Origin of the sequence: Micromonospora sp. CPCC 205561, from assembly GCF_036906775.1 — a bacterium.
Lineage (GTDB): Bacteria > Actinomycetota > Actinomycetes > Mycobacteriales > Micromonosporaceae > Micromonospora.
Genome location: NZ_JBAKHV010000001.1, coordinates 168972 through 185353, shown reverse-complemented (window position 1 = coordinate 185353; position 16382 = coordinate 168972). Strand labels below are relative to the sequence as shown.

Here is a 16382-nt window from a genome sequence, read left to right as displayed (position 1 = left end):
ACACCCGGCCGGGCGATGTCGTGAACGACTCGGCCGGCCGGACCCGCACGCGGCCGGGCGATGTCGCAAACGACTCACCTCGAAAGGGCCGCACCCACCCACCCTGCCCGCGCCGGCGGTCGACCGTCGGGAGCGCCCGCCCGGATTGCCGGTGCGAAATCCGTCGCGGCGCCTGCCTGTACCCGCTGATTCCGTCGCCGACAAGCGCGAGCGCTGCCGATACCACTTGCAACCGGCAGCCGGGCTGTGGGATAACCATGGGCAGAGCGCCGGTGCCACCCCCTGACCGGCCCGTGAACCGATGGGGTTGACATGGCCGACGCCACCGACCACCTCTGGATGCACTTCACCCGGATGGCGAGCTACCCCCCGGGAGGGGTGCCGACCATCGCGCGCGGCGAGGGCGCGTACGTCTGGGACACCGAGGGCCGCCGCTACCTGGACGGCCTCGCCGGGCTCTTCGTCGTCAACGCCGGCCACGGGCGCACCGAGTTGGCCGAGGCCGCCGCCAAGCAGGCGGGCGAGCTGGCCTACTTCCCGCTCTGGTCGTACGCCCACCCGAAGGCGGTCGAGCTGGCCGAGCGGATCGCCGCGCTCGCCCCCGGCGACCTGAACCGGGTCTTCTTCACCACCGGCGGCTCCGAGGCGGTGGAGGCGGCGTGGAAGCTGGCCCGGGCCTACTTCAAGCGCACCGGCAAGCCGACCAAGCACAAGGTGGTCAGCCGTTTCCTCGCGTACCACGGCACCTCGATGGGAGCCCTGTCGATCACCGGCCTGCCCGGCATCAAGAGCGACTTCGAGCCGCTGGTGCCCGGGGGGATCAAGGTGGCGAACACGAACTTCTACCGCGCCCCGGAACACGGCGACTCCCCCGAGGCGTTCGGTCGCTGGGCCGCCGAGGAGATCCGCCGGGCGATCGAGCGGGAGGGGCCGGACACCGTCGCCGCCGTGTTCCTGGAGCCGGTGCAGAACTCGGGCGGCTGCTTCCCGCCGCCGCCGGGCTACTTCGAGCGGGTCCGCGAGATCTGCGACGCGTACGACGTGCTGCTCGTCTCCGACGAGGTGATCTGCTCCTGGGGGCGGCTGGGCGAGTACTTCGGCGCCGTCCGGTACGGCTACCAGCCCGACCTCGTCACCACCGCCAAGGGCATCACCTCCGGCTACGCCCCGCTGGGCGCGATGATCGCCAGCGACCGGCTGATGGAACCGTTCCTGACCGAGACCGGCATGTTCGCCCACGGGGTGACCTTCGGCGGCCACCCGGTCTCCTGCGCGGTGGCCCTGGCCAACCTGGAGGTCTTCGCGCGGGAGAACCTGACCGGGCACGTACGGGCCAACGAGGCGGCGTTCCGCGCCACCCTGGAGAAGCTGCACGACCTGCCGATCGTCGGCGACGTGCGCGGCGAGGGCTACTTCTACGGCATCGAGCTGGTCAAGGACAAGGCGACCCGGGAGACCTTCGACGAGGCCGAGTCCGAGCGGCTGCTACGCGGCTTCCTCTCCTCGGCGCTCTTCTCCGCCGGGCTCTACTGCCGCGCCGACGACCGGGGCGACCCCGTCGTGCAGCTCGCCCCGCCGCTGATCGCCGAGCAGCAGCAGTTCGACGAGATGGAGCAGATCCTGCGCGCCGTGCTCACCGAGGCGTGGGCCCGCCTGTGACCCGCGAGCCCCACCGGGTCAGTGGTTCGGGGGGATGACCCGGAGGTGGCCCCGGCGGCCCGTCTGGGGGGCGGGGTTGAGGGTCTCGTCGTCCTGCGGCGGACGGGGCGCCACCGGACGGGCGGCCTCCCGGACGGCCTCGGCGAGGGCGACCAGATCGTCGGTGGTGGGCGGCGGGGGCTCGAACTCTCCCTCGTGGCGCACCACGTCCCAGCCGCGCGGCGCGGTGAGGCTGCGGGCGTGCGGCTCGCAGAGGTCGTACGTGTGTGGCTCGGCGAAGGCCGCCAGGGGCCCCACCACCGCTGTCGACTCGTTGTAGACATAGGTCAGCGTGGCGACCGCTTGCCGGGGGCAGCCGTTACGGGAGCAGCGCCGTGGTGACCTCACGGCGGCAGGGTATCCCCATTACCGGGTCCGGCGCACTGCTTCGCGTTGCGACACGCCCGAAGTGGTGATCACAATTCGGCCGGCGGGCCCGCGCCGCGCCGCGCCGGTGGCGCTGCCGTGGGGCACGTCGGTACGGCGGCTAACCTTTGCTCATGACCAGTCCGGAACACCGCCGCCCCGGCCCCGGCCGGCGCGCCCACCGCGACCGGCACGGGCGCGGCCTGCGCGGCCGGCTGGTGCCGGCGACGGTGCCGCTGGCCCGCACGAAGGCGGAGATCTTCGACGACCTGGTGCTGGACACCGTCGAGACGCTCGAACGGCGGTTCGCCAAGGAGTTGGCCGGGGTCGAGTTCGCGGTGGAGGACGTTCCGCCGGACCTGAACGTCTACGACTCCGACGTCCTGGAGGACGGCGAGGTGCCGCTCGCCCGGCTGCTGCCCGGCCGGCCGGGCCGGCAGGAGGTGCCCCCGCGGATCGTGCTCTACCGGAGGCCGCTGGAGTTCCGTGCGATGGACCGCGAGGATCTCGCGGACCTCGTGCACGACGTGATCATCGAACAGGTGGCCAACCTGCTCGGGGTCGACCCCGACGAGTTGGCCTGAGCCGGGCGGCCCCCACCGCCCCGGCCCGGGCAGCGCTCAGGCGACCCGCCGCTTGAGCTTGCGGCGCTCCCGCTCCGAGAGCCCACCCCAGATCCCGAACCGCTCGTCGTGACCGAGAGCGTATTCGAGACATTCCGTCTTCACCTCACAGCGCGAGCAGATCCGCTTCGCCTCGCGGGTCGAGCCGCCCTTCTCGGGAAAGAACGCCTCCGGATCGGTCTGCGAGCAGAGCGCCCGCTCCTGCCACTCCGGCGCGTTTCCGAGCAGGTCGGCCACCTCAAGCTGGCCGTCCATCAGATGCCTCCTTGTCGCGCACCGGCGTCATCGCCGCTGCAACCCCCCACGCGGAAGGCGTGCTTGTCCGTACGGTCCCGATTTGTTGCGTTACGCGCGAACAACCCCATTCAAATTACACGCGTGTAATGCGTGCGCCGTCAAGCCGGACTTGATAATGGAGTCGCCCTCCCGACAACACTCCGGACGGTCACCCGACCACCCGGCCTCGCAACCTGCCCTATCGATTCAGACCCCGGCCGAGTAACGCCCTCTCCGGCGAGTTGCCCGAGTTTTCTCCCGTGGCGCCTCCCCGCGGAGCCGGATGGACGACCGGGTGAAGGCCCCCGGAATCCACCCACCGCGATCCGTTGATCTTGGTGGGGCACAGGTTAACCCGAGTTGACGCGGACCGCCCGTCGAGTGGCGCAGCAGCGGGGGCCTCCGGCCCAGCATGTGGACGAAACGGCACCGCCGCAGGGCGTCGACGGAACGCCGCAGAGCCATGAGGGCGCTGGTCGACCGGGCATCCGGCACACGCTCCACTGTCGACGTACGATTCGTCGCCGACGGCGAGCAATCCCACCAGGCGGTACGGCGAAGTCGCCGACGGCGGACGGGCCGAGCGGCACCGTCCGCTCCCTACGGCCGGGGGCGGCCGTAGGCCGTCGTGCGTCGCCGCGCCGGCCGGCCGGCGGCCGTCGCGATGGCGACCAGCTGCTCCTCCGTACGCGCCGAGCCGTTGCCGGAGCCGGCCATCCGGGAGATCGTCTCCTCCATCAGCGTGCCGCCCAGGTCGTTGCAGCCGCCCCGGAGCATCGCCGCCGTGCCCTCGTCGCCGAGCTTCACCCACGAGCACTGGATGTTGTCGATCCGGCCGTGCAGCAGCAGCCGGGCCATCGCGTGCACCACCCGGTTCTCCCGCCACGTCGGCCCGGGACGGGCGATGCCGGCCAGGTAGATCGGCGCGTTGGTGTGCACGAAGGGCAGCGCCACGAACTCGGTGAACCCGCCTGTGCGGTCCTGCACCCCAGCGAGCACCCGGAAGTGCGCGAGCCACTGCGCCGGGTGGTCCACGTGGCCGTACATCATCGTGGAGCTGGACCGGATGCCCAGCTCGTGGGCCGTGCCGACCACGTCGACCCAGGCGGCGGCCGGCAGTTTGCCCTTGGTGAGCACCCAGCGCACGTCGTCGTCGAGGATCTCCGCGGCGGTTCCCGGGATGGTGTCCAGCCCGGCCTCGCGGAGCCCGGTCAGCCACTCGCGCACCGGCACGCCGGCCTTGGCGGCGGCCGTGACGATCTCCATCGGCGAGAACGCGTGCACGTGCATCCCCGGCACCCGCGCCTTGATCGCCCGCACGAGGTCGGCGTAGACGGTCACCGGCAGCTTCGGGTCGATCCCGCCCTGGAGGCAGACCTCGCTCGCGCCGGCCGCCCACGCCTCCTCGGCCCGGTCGGCGACCTGCTCCACGGAGAGCCGGTAGGCGTCGGCGTCGCGCTCCCGCTGCGCGAAGGCGCAGAACCGGCAGCCGACGTAGCAGACGTTACTGAAGTTGATGTTGCGGTTGACCACGTACGTCACGTCGTCGCCCACCGCCGCCCGGCGGACGTCGTCGGCGAGGCGGCACAGCTCGTCGAGCGCCGGCCCGTCGGCGGCGAACAACGCCAGCGCGGCGTCGGCGTGCCGCGGCTCCAGCAGCGCGGCCGGATCGTCGGCCGCCAGCCGCAGCCCCGCCCGCAGGTCGTCGTCCGTCCCCGCCCCGCCCCCGGCGGTGACCTTGCCGGCCACCTCCGACCAGTCGCCGTAGACGTGGTCGAAGTCGCCGCGCCGGTCGTCGGTCCGCCCGGTGGTGTCGATGGTGGCGTGCAGGTCGGTCCGACCGCCGTACGTCTCGTCGGGCTCCTGCCAGGGCCGGCCCACCGGCCGGGCCTCCTCGACGGCCAGCCCCGTCGCCGGGTCGGCCAGCGCGCCGACGTGCGGCAGCAGCCGCGGGTCCAGCCACGGGTCGCCGGCCCGCACGTACTCGGGATAGATCGTCAGCCGTTCGCGCAGGGTGAAGCCGGACTTCTCCGTGTGCCGGGCCAGCTCGTCGATCTGCGGCCAGGGGCGCTCCGGGTTGACGTGGTCCGGGGTCAGCGGGGAGACCCCGCCCCAGTCGTCGATGCCGGCGCGCAGCAGCAGGTCGTACTCGCCCGCGATGAGATTCGGCGGGGCCTGGATCCGGGCCTTCGGCCCGAGCAGCACCCGGGCCACCGCCACCGTGGCGGCCAGGTCGTGCAGCTCGGCGTCGGGCATCCCGCGCATCGCCGTGTCCGGCTTCGCGCGGAAGTTCTGCACGATCACCTCCTGGAGGTGGCCGTACTCGCGATGCGCCCGGCGGATCGCGAAGATGGCGTCGACCCGCTCGGCGGGGGTCTCGCCGATGCCGATCAGGATGCCGGTGGTGAACGGCACGCCGACCCGGCCCGCGTCGTCGAGCACCCGCAGCCGGACCGCCGGCTCCTTGTCGGGCGAGCCGAAGTGCGGGCCGCCCGGCTCCGACCAGAGCCGCGTCGCCGTGGTCTCCAGCATCATCCCCATGCTGGGCGCGACCGGCTTGAGCCGCTGCAACTCCGACCAGGAGAGCACGCCCGGGTTCAGGTGCGGCAGCAGCCCGGTCTCCTCAAGCACCGCGACCGCGCAGGCCCGCAGGTAGTCCAGGGTGGAGTCGTAGCCGCGCTCGTCCAGCCACTGCCGGGCCGCCGGCCAGCGTTCCTCCGGCCGGTCGCCGAGCGTGAACAGGGCCTCCTTGCAGCCCTGGGCCGCGCCAGCCCGGGCGACGGCGAGCACCTCGTCGCGGTCGAGGAAGGCCGCCGGCAGCCGGTGCGGCACGGTCGCGAAGGTGCAGTAGTGGCACCGGTCGCGGCACAGCCGGGTGAGGGGGATGAAGACCTTCTTCGAGTACGTGACCACGCCCGGACGGCCGGCCTCGCGCAGGCCGGCGTCGCGGACGGCGCCCGCCACGTCGAGCAGTTCGTCCAGCGCGTCGCCCCGGGCGGCCAGCAGCGCGGCGGCCTCGTCGACGTCGAGGGCCCGCCCGCTCGCGGCCCGGCGCAGGGCCCGCCGCACGCTCGCGTCGGTCGGGCCGGGCACGCTGCGATCAACCATTCGCCCAGCCTAAGCGCTCGGCTCCGCCCGCCCGCCCGGTGCGCACCGTGAACCAGGGCACCCTTCCCGGGCGGGGGACGGGCGGCGCGGCGGCGGACGCCCGGTGCGCGACGGCGAGCGCCCCGCGCGGTACCGCGCGGGGCGCTCGGTGGGACCGGTCTCCGTCCGCCTCAGCGGGGGGCGTCGGGGTTCTCGCCGGGGTTGATGCGCTGGGTGCGGTCGGCCTCGCCGTCGGCCGGCCGCGGAACCGCCTGGGTGGGCTCGGTGGGCTCGGTGGACTGGCGCGGGATCGCCTGGGTCGGGTCGGCCGAGGGCGGCTGCCCGAACGGCGGCGCCGAGTGCGGCGGGTTGGCCGGCGCGGCGGCCTGCGGCTGCCCGAACGGCGGCGCGGAGTACGGCGCGGCCGGCGGGGCCGACTGCGGCGCCGGGTTGTACGGCGAGCCGGGCTGCGGAGCGCCGGCGAACGGCGGCTGCTGGCCGTACGGGGCGCCGTAGGGGCCCGGGGGCGACCAGGCGCCCGGCTGGCCGGGGGCCTGCTGACCGCCCGGCTGGCCGGGGGCCGGGTAGCCGCCCTGCTGCTGGGGCCAGCCGGGCTGCGGCTGGCCGTACACGCCGGGCTGGGCCTTCGGCTTGGGCACGTGGTAGAGGGTGCGCCACACCTTGAACACGACGTACGCGGCGACCGCGAGCAGCGCCAGCCAGGCCACCCGGCTGAGCAGCCCCAGGAAGGCGTCGAGGATCTCGCCCTCGGCCAGCCGGTTGACCGTCCAGAAGAGGAAGGTCAGCCCGCCGAAGAGCGCGCTGACGGCGTACTCGGCCAGCGCCACCTGGGTGATCAGTTTCGCCTTCGGCACCGGGGGGCGCACGTGCGTGGCGAGCAGCACGGCCAGCAGCGGCAGGAACACCGCCTCCACGCCGACGAAGGCGAAGAAGGCGCTGCCCGCCCGGCTGCCGAACGTGCTGTACTCGGTCGGCGTCACCAGCCGGATCAGGCCGACGAAGAGGAACACGGCGTTCGCGCCGAGGAGCGCGAACGCGGCGAGTTCCCGCAACGGCTTGGTCAACTGGCTGGCCTGCGTCGCGTCGTTCGACGCGGGCTCGGCGGGGCTGGTCACGGGCTCCCCCTCGGGGCGAATGCGGACAGTTGCCGACGTGAGCCTAGTCTCTCGGCCCTCGGGCGGACCGCGGGCGGCCCGTACGCGAGGATGGTCGCATGCGCATCGTGGTTCTGACGGGCGGCATCGGAGGCGCTCGTTTCCTGGTCGGCGTGCGGGCGTACGCCCGCGAGGTCGGCGCCGAGGTGACCGCCGTGGTCAACGTCGGCGACGATCTGCTCCTGCACGGGCTGCGGGTCTGCCCCGATCTGGACAGCGTCATGTACACGCTGGGTGGCGGCGCCGACCCCGAGCGCGGTTGGGGACGCGTCGGGGAGAGCTGGACGGTCAAGGGGGAACTGGCGGCCTACGGGGCCGAGCCGAGCTGGTTCGGGCTCGGCGACAAGGACATCGCCACCCACCTGGTACGCACCACGATGCTCAACGCCGGCTACCCGCTGCACGCCGTCACCGAGGCGCTGGCCACCCGCTGGCAGCCCGGCGTACGCCTGCTGCCGGCGACCGACGACCGGCTGGAGACGCACTGCGTGGTCGACCTCGACGGCGGCCAGCGGGCGATCCACTTCCAGGAGTGGTGGGTGCGCCACCGCGGCGACGTCCCCACCCACCGGTTCGTCTTCGTCGGCGCGGAGAGCGCGAGGCCCGCGCCGGGCGTGGTGGAAGCCGTCGCCGGGGCGGACGTGGTGCTGATCGCGCCGAGCAACCCGGTGGTGAGCATCGCCCCGGTCCTGGCCGTGCCCGGCCTGCGCGAGGCGGTCGCCGACGGCCCGGCCCCGGTGGTCGGCGTGTCGCCGATCATCGGCGGCGCGCCGGTGCGCGGCATGGCCGACCGCTGCCTGGCGGTGCTCGGGGTGGAGTGCAGCGCGGCCGGCGTGGGCCGGCTCTACGGCGGCCGGTCGGCCGGCGGCCTGCTCGACGGGTGGCTCGTGGCCGAGGAGGACGCCGGCACCGTGGTGCCGGAGGTGACGGTCCACGCGGCGCCGCTGCGGATGACCGACGAGGCGGCGACGGCGGCGATGGTCCGTGCCGCGCTGGAGTTGACGTGAGGCTGGAGATCCTGCCGGTGCCGGGCATCGGCCACGTGTCCGAGGGCGACGACCTGGCCGCGCTGATCGCGACCGCCGCGCCCTGGCTGCGCGACGGCGACGTGCTGGTGGTCACCAGCAAGATCGTGTCGAAGGCGGAGGGACGGCTGGTCGACGTCCCGGCGGACGGGCCCGAGCGGCTCGCCGCGCGGGACGAGGTGCTGGCCGCCGAGACGGCCCGGGTGGTGGCGACCCGGGGCGCCACCCGGATCGTGCAGACGCACCACGGCTTCGTGATGGCCTCGGCCGGCATCGACGCCTCGAACGTGGACAAGACCCGGCTGGTCCTGCTCCCCGAGGATCCGGACGCCTCGGCGCGGGCGTTGCGCGCCGCCCTGCGCGACCGGTTCCACGTCGACGTCGCGGTGATCGTCAGCGACACGATGGGCCGGCCCTGGCGCAACGGGCTCACCGACGTGGCGCTCGGCGTCGCCGGGATGGACGCGATCCGCGACCACCGGGGCGAGTTCGACCCGTACGGCAACGAGCTCCAGATCACCCAGATGGCGGTCGTGGACGAGCTGGCCGGCGCGGGCGAGCTGATCAAGGGCAAGTGCGACCAGGTGCCGGTCGCGGTGGTACGCGGCTACCTCGGCACGCCCAGGCCGGACGACGGCGAGGGCGCGGCGGCGTTGATCCGGGACGCCTCGATGGACCTCTTCTCGCTCGGCACCGCCGAGGCGAAGGCGGCCGGGCTGGCCGCCGCCGCCACCCTGCGCGACGGCGCCAACCCGACCCCGCCCGACCCGGCGGCCGTACGGCGGGCGACCGACGCCGTCGCCGGGGTGGTCGCGCCCGGCACGGTCTTCACGCTGGTCGCCGACGAGGAGCTGCGGGCCGGGCTGGTGGCCCGGGTGCCCGGCTGGCCGGCGGAGGCGACGGCGCTGCTGCTCGGCTCCCCGGCCACCCCGGCCGGCCCCGCCGACCTGGTCCGCTTCGGCGCCGACCTGCAACGCCTGCGTACCGCCCTGGCGGCGGAGGGCGTCGCCTCCCTGCTGCTCCCCCCGCCCCCGGGCACCACCGCCAGCGCCTGCCTGGCCCTGTGACCCGCCGCGCCCGCAGGACGGGGCGCGCCGGTGGCCCGGCACCGCCGCCGGCGCCCACCCGACCGGGTGCCGGCACCCGGGCTGGCCGGGGCCGCGCTCAGGAGTTGAGCATCGCCCGGCCCAGCGGGGTCAGGGTGTGCAGCACGGTGTTGCGGTCGCGGTGGCTGACCAGGAGACCGGCGTTGCGCAGCACGGTGGTGTGCTGACTCGCCGCGGCCGGCGAGATGTTCAGCCGGCGGGCCACCTCGCCGGTGGTGCAGCCGTCGTCGCTCGCCGCCAGCACGGCGGCCCGGGTGCGCCCGAGCAGCGCGGCCAGCGCCTCCCGCCCCGGGTCCGGCGCGCCGGGGCCGGCGCCCTCGCCGGGGGCGGGCAACAGCCCGCCGAGCCGGTCCACCGGATAGACCAGCACCGGCGGCAGCGCCGGGTCGAGCAGGGCGACCGGGGTGGACGCGCAGAAGAACGACGGCACCAGCAGCAGCCCGCGCCCGTCCAGGTGCAGCTCCCGGCTGTGCGGGTAGTCGCGGATCTCCAGCACCCCGGACTCCCAGCGCATGGCGGGTCGCATGCCGGCCAGCAGCCCCTCCACCCCGCCGTCGAGCAGGGCCCGGGCCCGCCGGGACCGGTCGGCCTCCACCGCCGCCTGGATCCGGGTCCAGTACGGGTCGATCGCCAGGGCGCGGTACCGCTGCATCGCGCCGGTCAGGCCGCGCAGCGTGTCGGGCTCCCCCCGGGCCAGCGCCCCCGCGTCGGCGGGCAGGGTGCCGGCGGTGCCGAGCAACGTCAGGTCGCGGCGCAGCCGTGCCAGGGGTGTGCTCCGGACCGCCTCCAGGCCGGCCTCGAACCCCGACACGCTCTCGTACGGGGTGAGGAAGTCGGGGAAGTAGCCGCGGGGCGGGTTGAGTGCCAGCAGGAGTCGCAGCCCCGCCGAGCCGCTGCCCTCGCCCAGCCCGCGCGTCACACTGCGCCGCCAGCCCGCCAGCAGCGGGTCGCGGCCACGACCGGGTAGCAGGTGCAGGCTGAGAACCAGTTCCCACACCGGGTCCGCCGCCGGAGCCACCCGGGTCCGGAGGATGTCCTCGGCGGAAAAGTAGATCTTCAGCATGGACAGCTCCCGTGTCGCCTGGCAGAGGGGGCAGCCGGCAACCGTTTGCACTGTACCCGGGCCGGCACCCGGCTCCGTCTTTAAGCCTGGGCTGAAAGACCTCGACGCTCCCCGGCCCCCTTGGGCATGCTTCCCCTACCCGCACGGGGGCGGGGACGTCACCCACGCCCGGAACCGGGCGCGGGTGCGAGAGGATCGACGGCCGGGCGGCGCCACGAGGGTCTGCGGCCCAGTTCCGCGGAGGCGCCCTCCGGTCGTCGGCCCGTCGCCGGTCAGTCGACCCAGAGCGCGACCCGATGGTCCTCGTCGGTGACGTAGAAGCGCTGCCCCTCCCACTCGGCCAGCCCCTCCACGTGGTGGAACGGCGCCAGGTCGGCCACCACCTCGCCGGCGACCAGATGCCCGTCGCCGGGCGGGGGGAACCGGACGTGCCGGGAGGTGACGTCGCCGCCGGTCGGGTGGTCGTCGAGCAGCACCGAGCCCTTGCCGAGCGCGTCGATCGACCCGATCACCGCCGCGTAGCCGCCGTCGGCCGCCGGGGCGATCGCCCGGAAGCCGGCCAGCGCGCCGGGCGGGGTCACCCCCGTCAGGGCGTACGCCCCCGAGGCCCGCGGCCAGCTCGGCGTCGGGTCGAACATGCCCGGCACCCCGGTCAGCCCGACCAGGATCGGCTCGCCGTCCACGGTGACCGGGAACCGCAGCCCGAGCAGGACGTCGCCGGCCGGCGTGAAGACGGCCGCCTCGACGTTCATCGGCACGTCGTCGGCGACGAGCCGGTCGACCCAGCCCTTCGCGCGGGCGGTGCCCCGGGCCACGGTCGCCCCGATGAAGCGGGCGCGCACGTTCGCGCCGGGCGGCAGCGAGGTGAACGCCGCCTTGAGCAGGGCGTCGTTGACCGCCCGGTGCAGCCGGAACCGGTTGCGCACCACCCGCACGGGCAGTCGGCCCCGCGCGGCGTCGTCCTCCCGGAACCGGGCCACGAAGGCACGCCGCGGGCGTAGCGGCCCGCCCTTCGAGCCGAAGTGCGAGCCGAAGACGTACACCCAGCCGTCGTGGTGGGCGAGCGCCTCGCCGTCCTCCGTGCGGCCGTTCTCCGCCCCGGCGTCGGCGGCCACGTGGTGCGCCACCCAGCGGCCGTCGTCCAGCTCCAGCAGCAGGGCCAGGCAGCGCTCCACCGGCCCCTCGTCCAGCACCGTCCAGAAGCCGCGACGGGCGCCGTGCGCCCGCAGCAACGGCACGGAACGCACCGGCAGCAGGTCGCTGGCCTCGTTGCCGGCCACGACGAACTCCAACAGTCGCAGGGTCACCCGGCCAGCGTACGAAGCGCCGGCTCGTAGAGTGTCGGCATGGCCGACTCCCCCGCCGCCGGGCCCCGACCGATGCCGGACACCGAGGCGTACGCGGCGCTGCACGCCGACGCCGTCGCGACGCTGGGCCGTTGGGAGCCGACCGCCCCGGCCGCCGCGACGGCCCGCGACCGCACGGTGGCGCTGCTGGCCGCCGGTCCGGTGGCGATGAGCCGGGCGCACCTGCCCGGGCACGTCACCGCGAGCGCGCTGGTGCTCGACTCCACGGGGTCACGGGTGCTGCTCTGCCTGCACGGCAAGTTCCACCGCTGGGTGCAGCTCGGGGGGCACTGCGAGCCGGGCGACCGGACCCTCGCCGGTGCCGCCCTGCGCGAGGCGGGCGAGGAGTCCGGCATCGCCGGCCTGCGTATCGACCCCGTGCCGATCGACGTCGACATCCACCCGGTGAGCTGCCAGGGCGGCTCGCTGCACCACGACGTCCGCTTCGCCGTCCTCGCCCCGCCCGGCGCCGCGGAACGGGTCAGCGAGGAGTCCGAGGCGCTGGGCTGGTTCCCGCCGGACCGGCTGCCGGAGCCGCTGGCCGGCGGGACGGCGCACCTGGTGGCCCCGGCCCTGGCGACACTCAGACGAGCCCTTCTTCGCCCCGTTCCTTGAGCTCGTCGACGACCTTCTTGACGTCCTGCGCCCGGTCCCGGGGGCAGACCAGCAGCGCGTCGGGAGTGTCCACGATGACCAGGTCGTGCACGCCGACGGCCGCCACCAGCCGCCCCGAGTGCGGCACCACCACCAGCCCGCCGCAGTCGCGCAGCAGCACGCCCGGCTTGGCGTCGGTGCCGAGCACCACGTTGCCGTCCGCGTCGGCCGGCAGCACCTCGCCCAGGGTGTGGAAGTCGCCGACGTCGTTCCAGCCGAAGTCGCCGGGCACGGTGGCCACCCGCCCGGCGGTCGCCGCGCCCTCCATCACCGCGTAGTCCACGGAGATCTTGGGCAGCGTCGGCCAGACCGTACCCAGCACCTCGTCCTGCTCCTCGGTGCCCCACGCCTCGGCGATCGCGACGATGCCGGCGTGCAGCTGCGGCTGCTGGCGGGCCAGCTCGGCGAGGAAGACGTCCACCCGCCAGACGAACATGCTGGCGTTCCAGAGGTGCCGCCCCGAACGCAGGTACGCCTCGGCGACCTCGGCGCTCGGCTTCTCCTTGAACTCGGCGACCGGCCGCAGCGGGCCGCCGTCGACCGGGTCGCCGGTCTCCAGATAGCCGTAGCCGGTCTCGGCCCGGGTCGGGGTGATGCCGACGGTCATCAGCAGGCCCTGCTCGGCGCCGCGTACCGCCTCCCGGACGACCTCCCGCCAGCGCTCCGCGTCGCCGATCAGGTGGTCGGCGGCGAAGGAGCCCATCACCGCCTCCGGGTCGCGCCGGGCGACGACCGCGGCGGCCAGGGCGATCGCCGCACACGAGTCCCGGGGAGAGGGCTCGACCAGGATGTTCTCCTCCGGCAGCCCGGCGAGCTGGCGGGCGACCGCCGCCACGTGCGCTGTCCCGGTGACCACCAGCGTGTGCTCCGGGGTGGTCAGCGGGCCCAGCCGCTCGACCGTCGCCTGGAGCAGCGAGGCGGCCGAGCCGGTCAACGGGTGGAGGAACTTGGGGTGGCCGGCACGGGACAGCGGCCACAACCTCGTGCCACTGCCACCCGCCGGTACGACGGCGTAGATCACCCGCACATCATGCCCGATTCGTCTGGCCGGGGACGCATTCTCGCCCCCGGCGGCCGGGCCGGTCAGGACCGCGCCCGGCTCCAGGCCGCGATGTGCACCTCGGCGCTGGACTCCCAGGTGAACTCCTTGGCCCGGTCGAAACCGGCCTTGGCCAGGGACAACCGCCGCTGTTCGTCGTCGAGCAGCGCGGCCAGGTCGGTGGCGATCTGGTCGGGGGCCTCGCTGGTGTACGCGACGGCGTCGCCGCCCACCTCGGGAAGCGACAGCCGGGGCGTGGTGAGCACCGGCGCGGCGCACGCCATCGCCTCCAGGATCGGCAGGCCGAAACCCTCCCCGTAGGACGGATAGGCGGCCACCAGCGCCCCGCCGAGGAAGCCGGGCAGGTCCGCGTAGCGGAGGTAGCCCGGGCGGAGCAGCCGCAGGTGCGACGGGACCTCCGCCACCGCGCGGTCGATGTCGTCGTCGTGCCCCTGGCCGCCGGCGATCACCAGGGCCGGCGGCTCCTCGCGGTCGGCCACCGCGCGGGCCCAGCCGCGGATCAGGTTCGGCACGTTCTTGCGCGGCTCCTTGGCCCCGAGGAAGGCGATGTAGTTGGTGCCGCCCAGCCCCAGCCGGGCCCGGACCCGGGCCTTCTCCTCCTCGCCGGGCGCGTGGAAGGCGGTGTGGTCGACGCCGTGGTAGGCCACGTCGATCCGGGTCGGGTCGGCGTCGAGGAGCCGGATCAGCTCGTCCCGGGTGGCCTTGCTCGGCACGATCACCCGGGCGGCGCGGCGCAGCGAGGTCTTGATCGCACTGCGGAAGAACGTCCGCCGCGACTTGTCGTAGTGCTCCGGTTCGGTGAAGAACGTCGCGTCGTGCACGGTCACCGTCACCGGACAACCGGCCCGCAGCGGGCACGTGTAGAAGGGCGAGTGCAGCACCTGCGCGCCGACCTGCTGGGCGAGCAGCGGCAGGCCGGTCTGCTCCCAGGCGAGCCGGGCGGGGCGGTGCGCGACGGCGGCCGGGGCGGGGATGATCTCCGCGCCGGGCAGCATCCGGGTGTAGCGCTCCAGGTCGGTGCGGAGGCTGACGACGGCCAGTTCCACCCCCGACCCGCACACCTTGCCGAGGGCGCCGAGCAGGCCGTCGACGTATCGACCGACGCCGCCACGGTCGGCGGGGACACTCGTGGCGTCGATGAGCACGCGGGGCGGGCGACCGGCGGTCACGGGGCAACTCCTTGTACTGGCGGGTCTGTGGGGAACAACACTCCGGGCAAGCCTACGCCGGAGCCCGGCGCCGACGCTGACTGCGACCCGACGGTACGCCGACTTGTCGCTGTCATCGAGTACGGCCGACAGGGGCGTATCGTTCGCGCCGATGGCTGAGAACATTGCCCGGGTCTTCGCCGACGCGATCGCGACCGACCCGACCCGACCGCTGCTGACCTGGTACGACGACGCCACCGGCGAACGCACCGAGCTCTCCGGAGCGACCCTGGCGAACTGGGTGGCCAAGACGGCCAACCTGCTCGTCGACGAGGTGGGCGCCGGTCCCGGTGACGTCGCCGGCGTGTTGCTGCCACCGCACTGGCAGACCGCCGCGGTGCTGCTCGGCTGCTGGTCGGCCGGGCTCACCGTCGCCGACACGCCGGGCGACGTGGACGTGCTCTTCGTCGCCGCGACGCGGCTCGCCGAGGCGGAGGCCTGGTCGGCGGGCGAGCGCTACGTCCTCGCCCTCGACCCGTTCGCCCTGCCGATGCGTCAGGTGCCGCCGGGCTTCGCCGACTACGTCTCCGAGGTGCGCGCCCACGGCGACCACTTCAGCCCGTACGCCACCGGGGACCCTGGCGAGACGGAGCTGCTGGGCCGCGCGACCGCCCGCGCGACGGAACTGGGCGTCGTGCCCGGGGACCGGGTCCTGATCGACACCGGGACGTACCCCGACCCGGTCGACTGGCTGCTCGCCCCGCTGGCAGCCGGTGCCACCACGGTCCTCTGCGCCAACACCGACCCTGCCCGCCTACTGTCCCGCGCCGCCTCGGAACGCGTGACCCGCCCGCTGCCCTGACCCGCTGTCCCGGGCACCTCGACTCGGAGAACGGCCCCGGGCCGGCGGCCGGACGGGGACAGAGCCCCCATACTGCAACAAACAGGCATCTGGGGTCTAGGGTGGCGCACATGGGACGCCCAACGGCGGCAGGCCGCGACCGCTACCGGCGGCTGCGCGGGTTCAACGTCCTCGTCGGTCTGATCCTGGCCGTCGAGGGCATTTGGATGTGGGCGGCCAGCAACGACCTGTCCCTGCCGATCACCGCGTCGTACCTGACGGCCGACCCGACGACGCTGCGCGACGCCACGCTCCCGGAGGTGGCCTTCCGACTCGCCATCGGCCCGGCGGTGGCGGTCTTCCTGCTCCTCGCCGCGCTCGACCATCTCGTCACCGCTGCCCCGGGCGTGCACCGCTGGTACGCGCGCAACCTGGACCGCCGGACCAACTACGCCCGCTGGATCGAGTACTCGGTCAGCGCCTCGCTCATGATCGTCCTCATCGGGCTGTTCGTGGGGATCCGCGATCTCGCGGCGGTCATCGGGATCTTCGCGGCGAACACCGCGATGATCCTCTTCGGCCTGCTGATGGAGCGGCAACAGGTGCCGGGACGCGCCGACTGGAGCGCCTTCTGGTTCGGTTCGCTGGTCGGCCTGGCCCCCTGGCTGGCGATCGCCGTCTACGTCGCGCAGCCGCCGGAGATTCCCGGCTTCGTCTGGGCGATCATCGTCATCCAGTTCCTTCTCTTCACGAGTTTCGCACTCAACATGGCGCTGCAGTACGCCCAGCGTGGTCGATGGCGGGACTACCGCTACGGCGAGGTCTCGTACATCCTGCTCAGTCTCGTGGCCAAATCCGCGCTGGCCTGGCTCATCTACGCCAACGTGCTGCGCAGCTGAGGTCTGTCCTCGCCG

15 protein-coding genes are annotated in these 16382 nt (G+C 74.2%); 7 read left to right on the top strand and 8 right to left on the bottom strand.

From position 1 onward, the window contains the following. The first annotated feature begins 312 nt into the window (after positions 1-312). On the top strand, positions 313-1659 hold the full coding sequence (locus tag V6V16_RS00820; protein ID WP_334558517.1) for an aspartate aminotransferase family protein: 1347 nt from the start codon (positions 313-315) through the stop codon (positions 1657-1659). 18 nt (positions 1660-1677) lie between these two features. Here the strand turns inward: V6V16_RS00820 and V6V16_RS00815 are convergent, their stop codons facing one another. After that, entirely contained in the window at positions 1678-2046 is a 369-nt protein-coding gene (locus V6V16_RS00815; RefSeq protein WP_334558516.1) for a DUF3499 domain-containing protein, read from the bottom strand. Between the two features lie 152 nt (positions 2047-2198). On the opposite strand from V6V16_RS00815, the gene V6V16_RS00810 reads away from it, so the two are divergent. Beyond that, entirely contained in the window at positions 2199-2648 is a 450-nt protein-coding gene (locus V6V16_RS00810) for a metallopeptidase family protein (protein WP_089001916.1), read from the top strand. A gap of 36 nt (positions 2649-2684) precedes the next feature. Here V6V16_RS00810 and V6V16_RS00805 read toward each other — a convergent pair whose 3' ends face one another. The 3 genes from V6V16_RS00805 to V6V16_RS00795 form a co-directional block, all read right to left on the bottom strand. Continuing rightward, the gene (locus V6V16_RS00805) at positions 2685-2942 is read right to left on the bottom strand and encodes a WhiB family transcriptional regulator (protein ID WP_088980572.1); all 258 of its coding nucleotides are present in this window, start codon (positions 2940-2942) and stop codon (positions 2685-2687) included. A 621-nt stretch (positions 2943-3563) separates the two neighbouring features. Beyond that, a complete protein-coding gene (locus V6V16_RS00800) occupies positions 3564-6071 on the bottom strand; it encodes a bifunctional FO biosynthesis protein CofGH (protein WP_334558514.1) in 2508 nt (835 codons plus the stop codon). Between the two features lie 170 nt (positions 6072-6241). Next, positions 6242-7186: a hypothetical protein gene (locus tag V6V16_RS00795; protein ID WP_334558513.1), complete on the bottom strand. Its 945-nt coding sequence runs from the start codon at positions 7184-7186 to the stop codon at positions 6242-6244. Positions 7187-7284: 98 nt separating this feature from the next. Between V6V16_RS00795 and cofD the strand changes: the two genes are divergently transcribed. Together cofD and V6V16_RS00785 are read left to right on the top strand one after the other, a co-directional pair. Then, on the top strand, positions 7285-8232 hold the full coding sequence (cofD, locus tag V6V16_RS00790; RefSeq protein ID WP_334558512.1) for a 2-phospho-L-lactate transferase: 948 nt from the start codon (positions 7285-7287) through the stop codon (positions 8230-8232). Next, a complete protein-coding gene (locus tag V6V16_RS00785) occupies positions 8229-9317 on the top strand; it encodes a coenzyme F420-0:L-glutamate ligase (protein WP_334558511.1) in 1089 nt (362 codons plus the stop codon). The genes cofD and V6V16_RS00785 overlap by 4 nt, the downstream gene beginning before the upstream one ends. 97 nt (positions 9318-9414) lie before the next feature. On the opposite strand, the gene V6V16_RS00780 is transcribed toward V6V16_RS00785, so the two are convergent. Then, entirely contained in the window at positions 9415-10419 is a 1005-nt protein-coding gene (locus V6V16_RS00780; RefSeq protein WP_334558509.1) for an ArsR/SmtB family transcription factor, read from the bottom strand. A gap of 272 nt (positions 10420-10691) precedes the next feature. Next, positions 10692-11726 (bottom strand): hypothetical protein, encoded by a 1035-nt coding sequence (locus V6V16_RS00775; protein ID WP_334558508.1) that lies wholly within the window; start codon positions 11724-11726, stop codon positions 10692-10694. Positions 11727-11798: 72 nt separating this feature from the next. On the opposite strand from V6V16_RS00775, the gene V6V16_RS00770 reads away from it, so the two are divergent. Beyond that, complete coding sequence (locus V6V16_RS00770; protein ID WP_334558993.1) at positions 11799-12380, top strand: NUDIX hydrolase; 582 nt, start codon at positions 11799-11801, stop codon at positions 12378-12380. On the opposite strand, the gene V6V16_RS00765 is transcribed toward V6V16_RS00770, so the two are convergent. Together V6V16_RS00765 and V6V16_RS00760 are read right to left on the bottom strand one after the other, a co-directional pair. Continuing rightward, a complete protein-coding gene (locus tag V6V16_RS00765; protein ID WP_334558506.1) occupies positions 12349-13440 on the bottom strand; it encodes a mannose-1-phosphate guanylyltransferase in 1092 nt (363 codons plus the stop codon). The two genes, V6V16_RS00770 and V6V16_RS00765, sit on opposite strands and share 32 nt — an antisense overlap. A 62-nt stretch (positions 13441-13502) precedes the next feature. Then, positions 13503-14648, bottom strand: coding sequence for a glycosyltransferase family 4 protein (locus tag V6V16_RS00760; RefSeq protein ID WP_334558505.1), 1146 nt, complete (start codon positions 14646-14648; stop codon positions 13503-13505). A 151-nt stretch (positions 14649-14799) separates the two neighbouring features. Here V6V16_RS00760 and V6V16_RS00755 point away from each other — a divergent pair, with 151 nt between their 5' ends. Then, on the top strand, positions 14800-15489 hold the full coding sequence (locus V6V16_RS00755) for a TIGR03089 family protein (RefSeq protein ID WP_334558503.1): 690 nt from the start codon (positions 14800-14802) through the stop codon (positions 15487-15489). A 110-nt stretch (positions 15490-15599) separates the two neighbouring features. Then, a complete protein-coding gene (gene heR, locus V6V16_RS00750) occupies positions 15600-16367 on the top strand; it encodes a heliorhodopsin HeR (RefSeq protein WP_334558501.1) in 768 nt (255 codons plus the stop codon). The last annotated feature ends 15 nt before the right edge of the window (positions 16368-16382 follow it).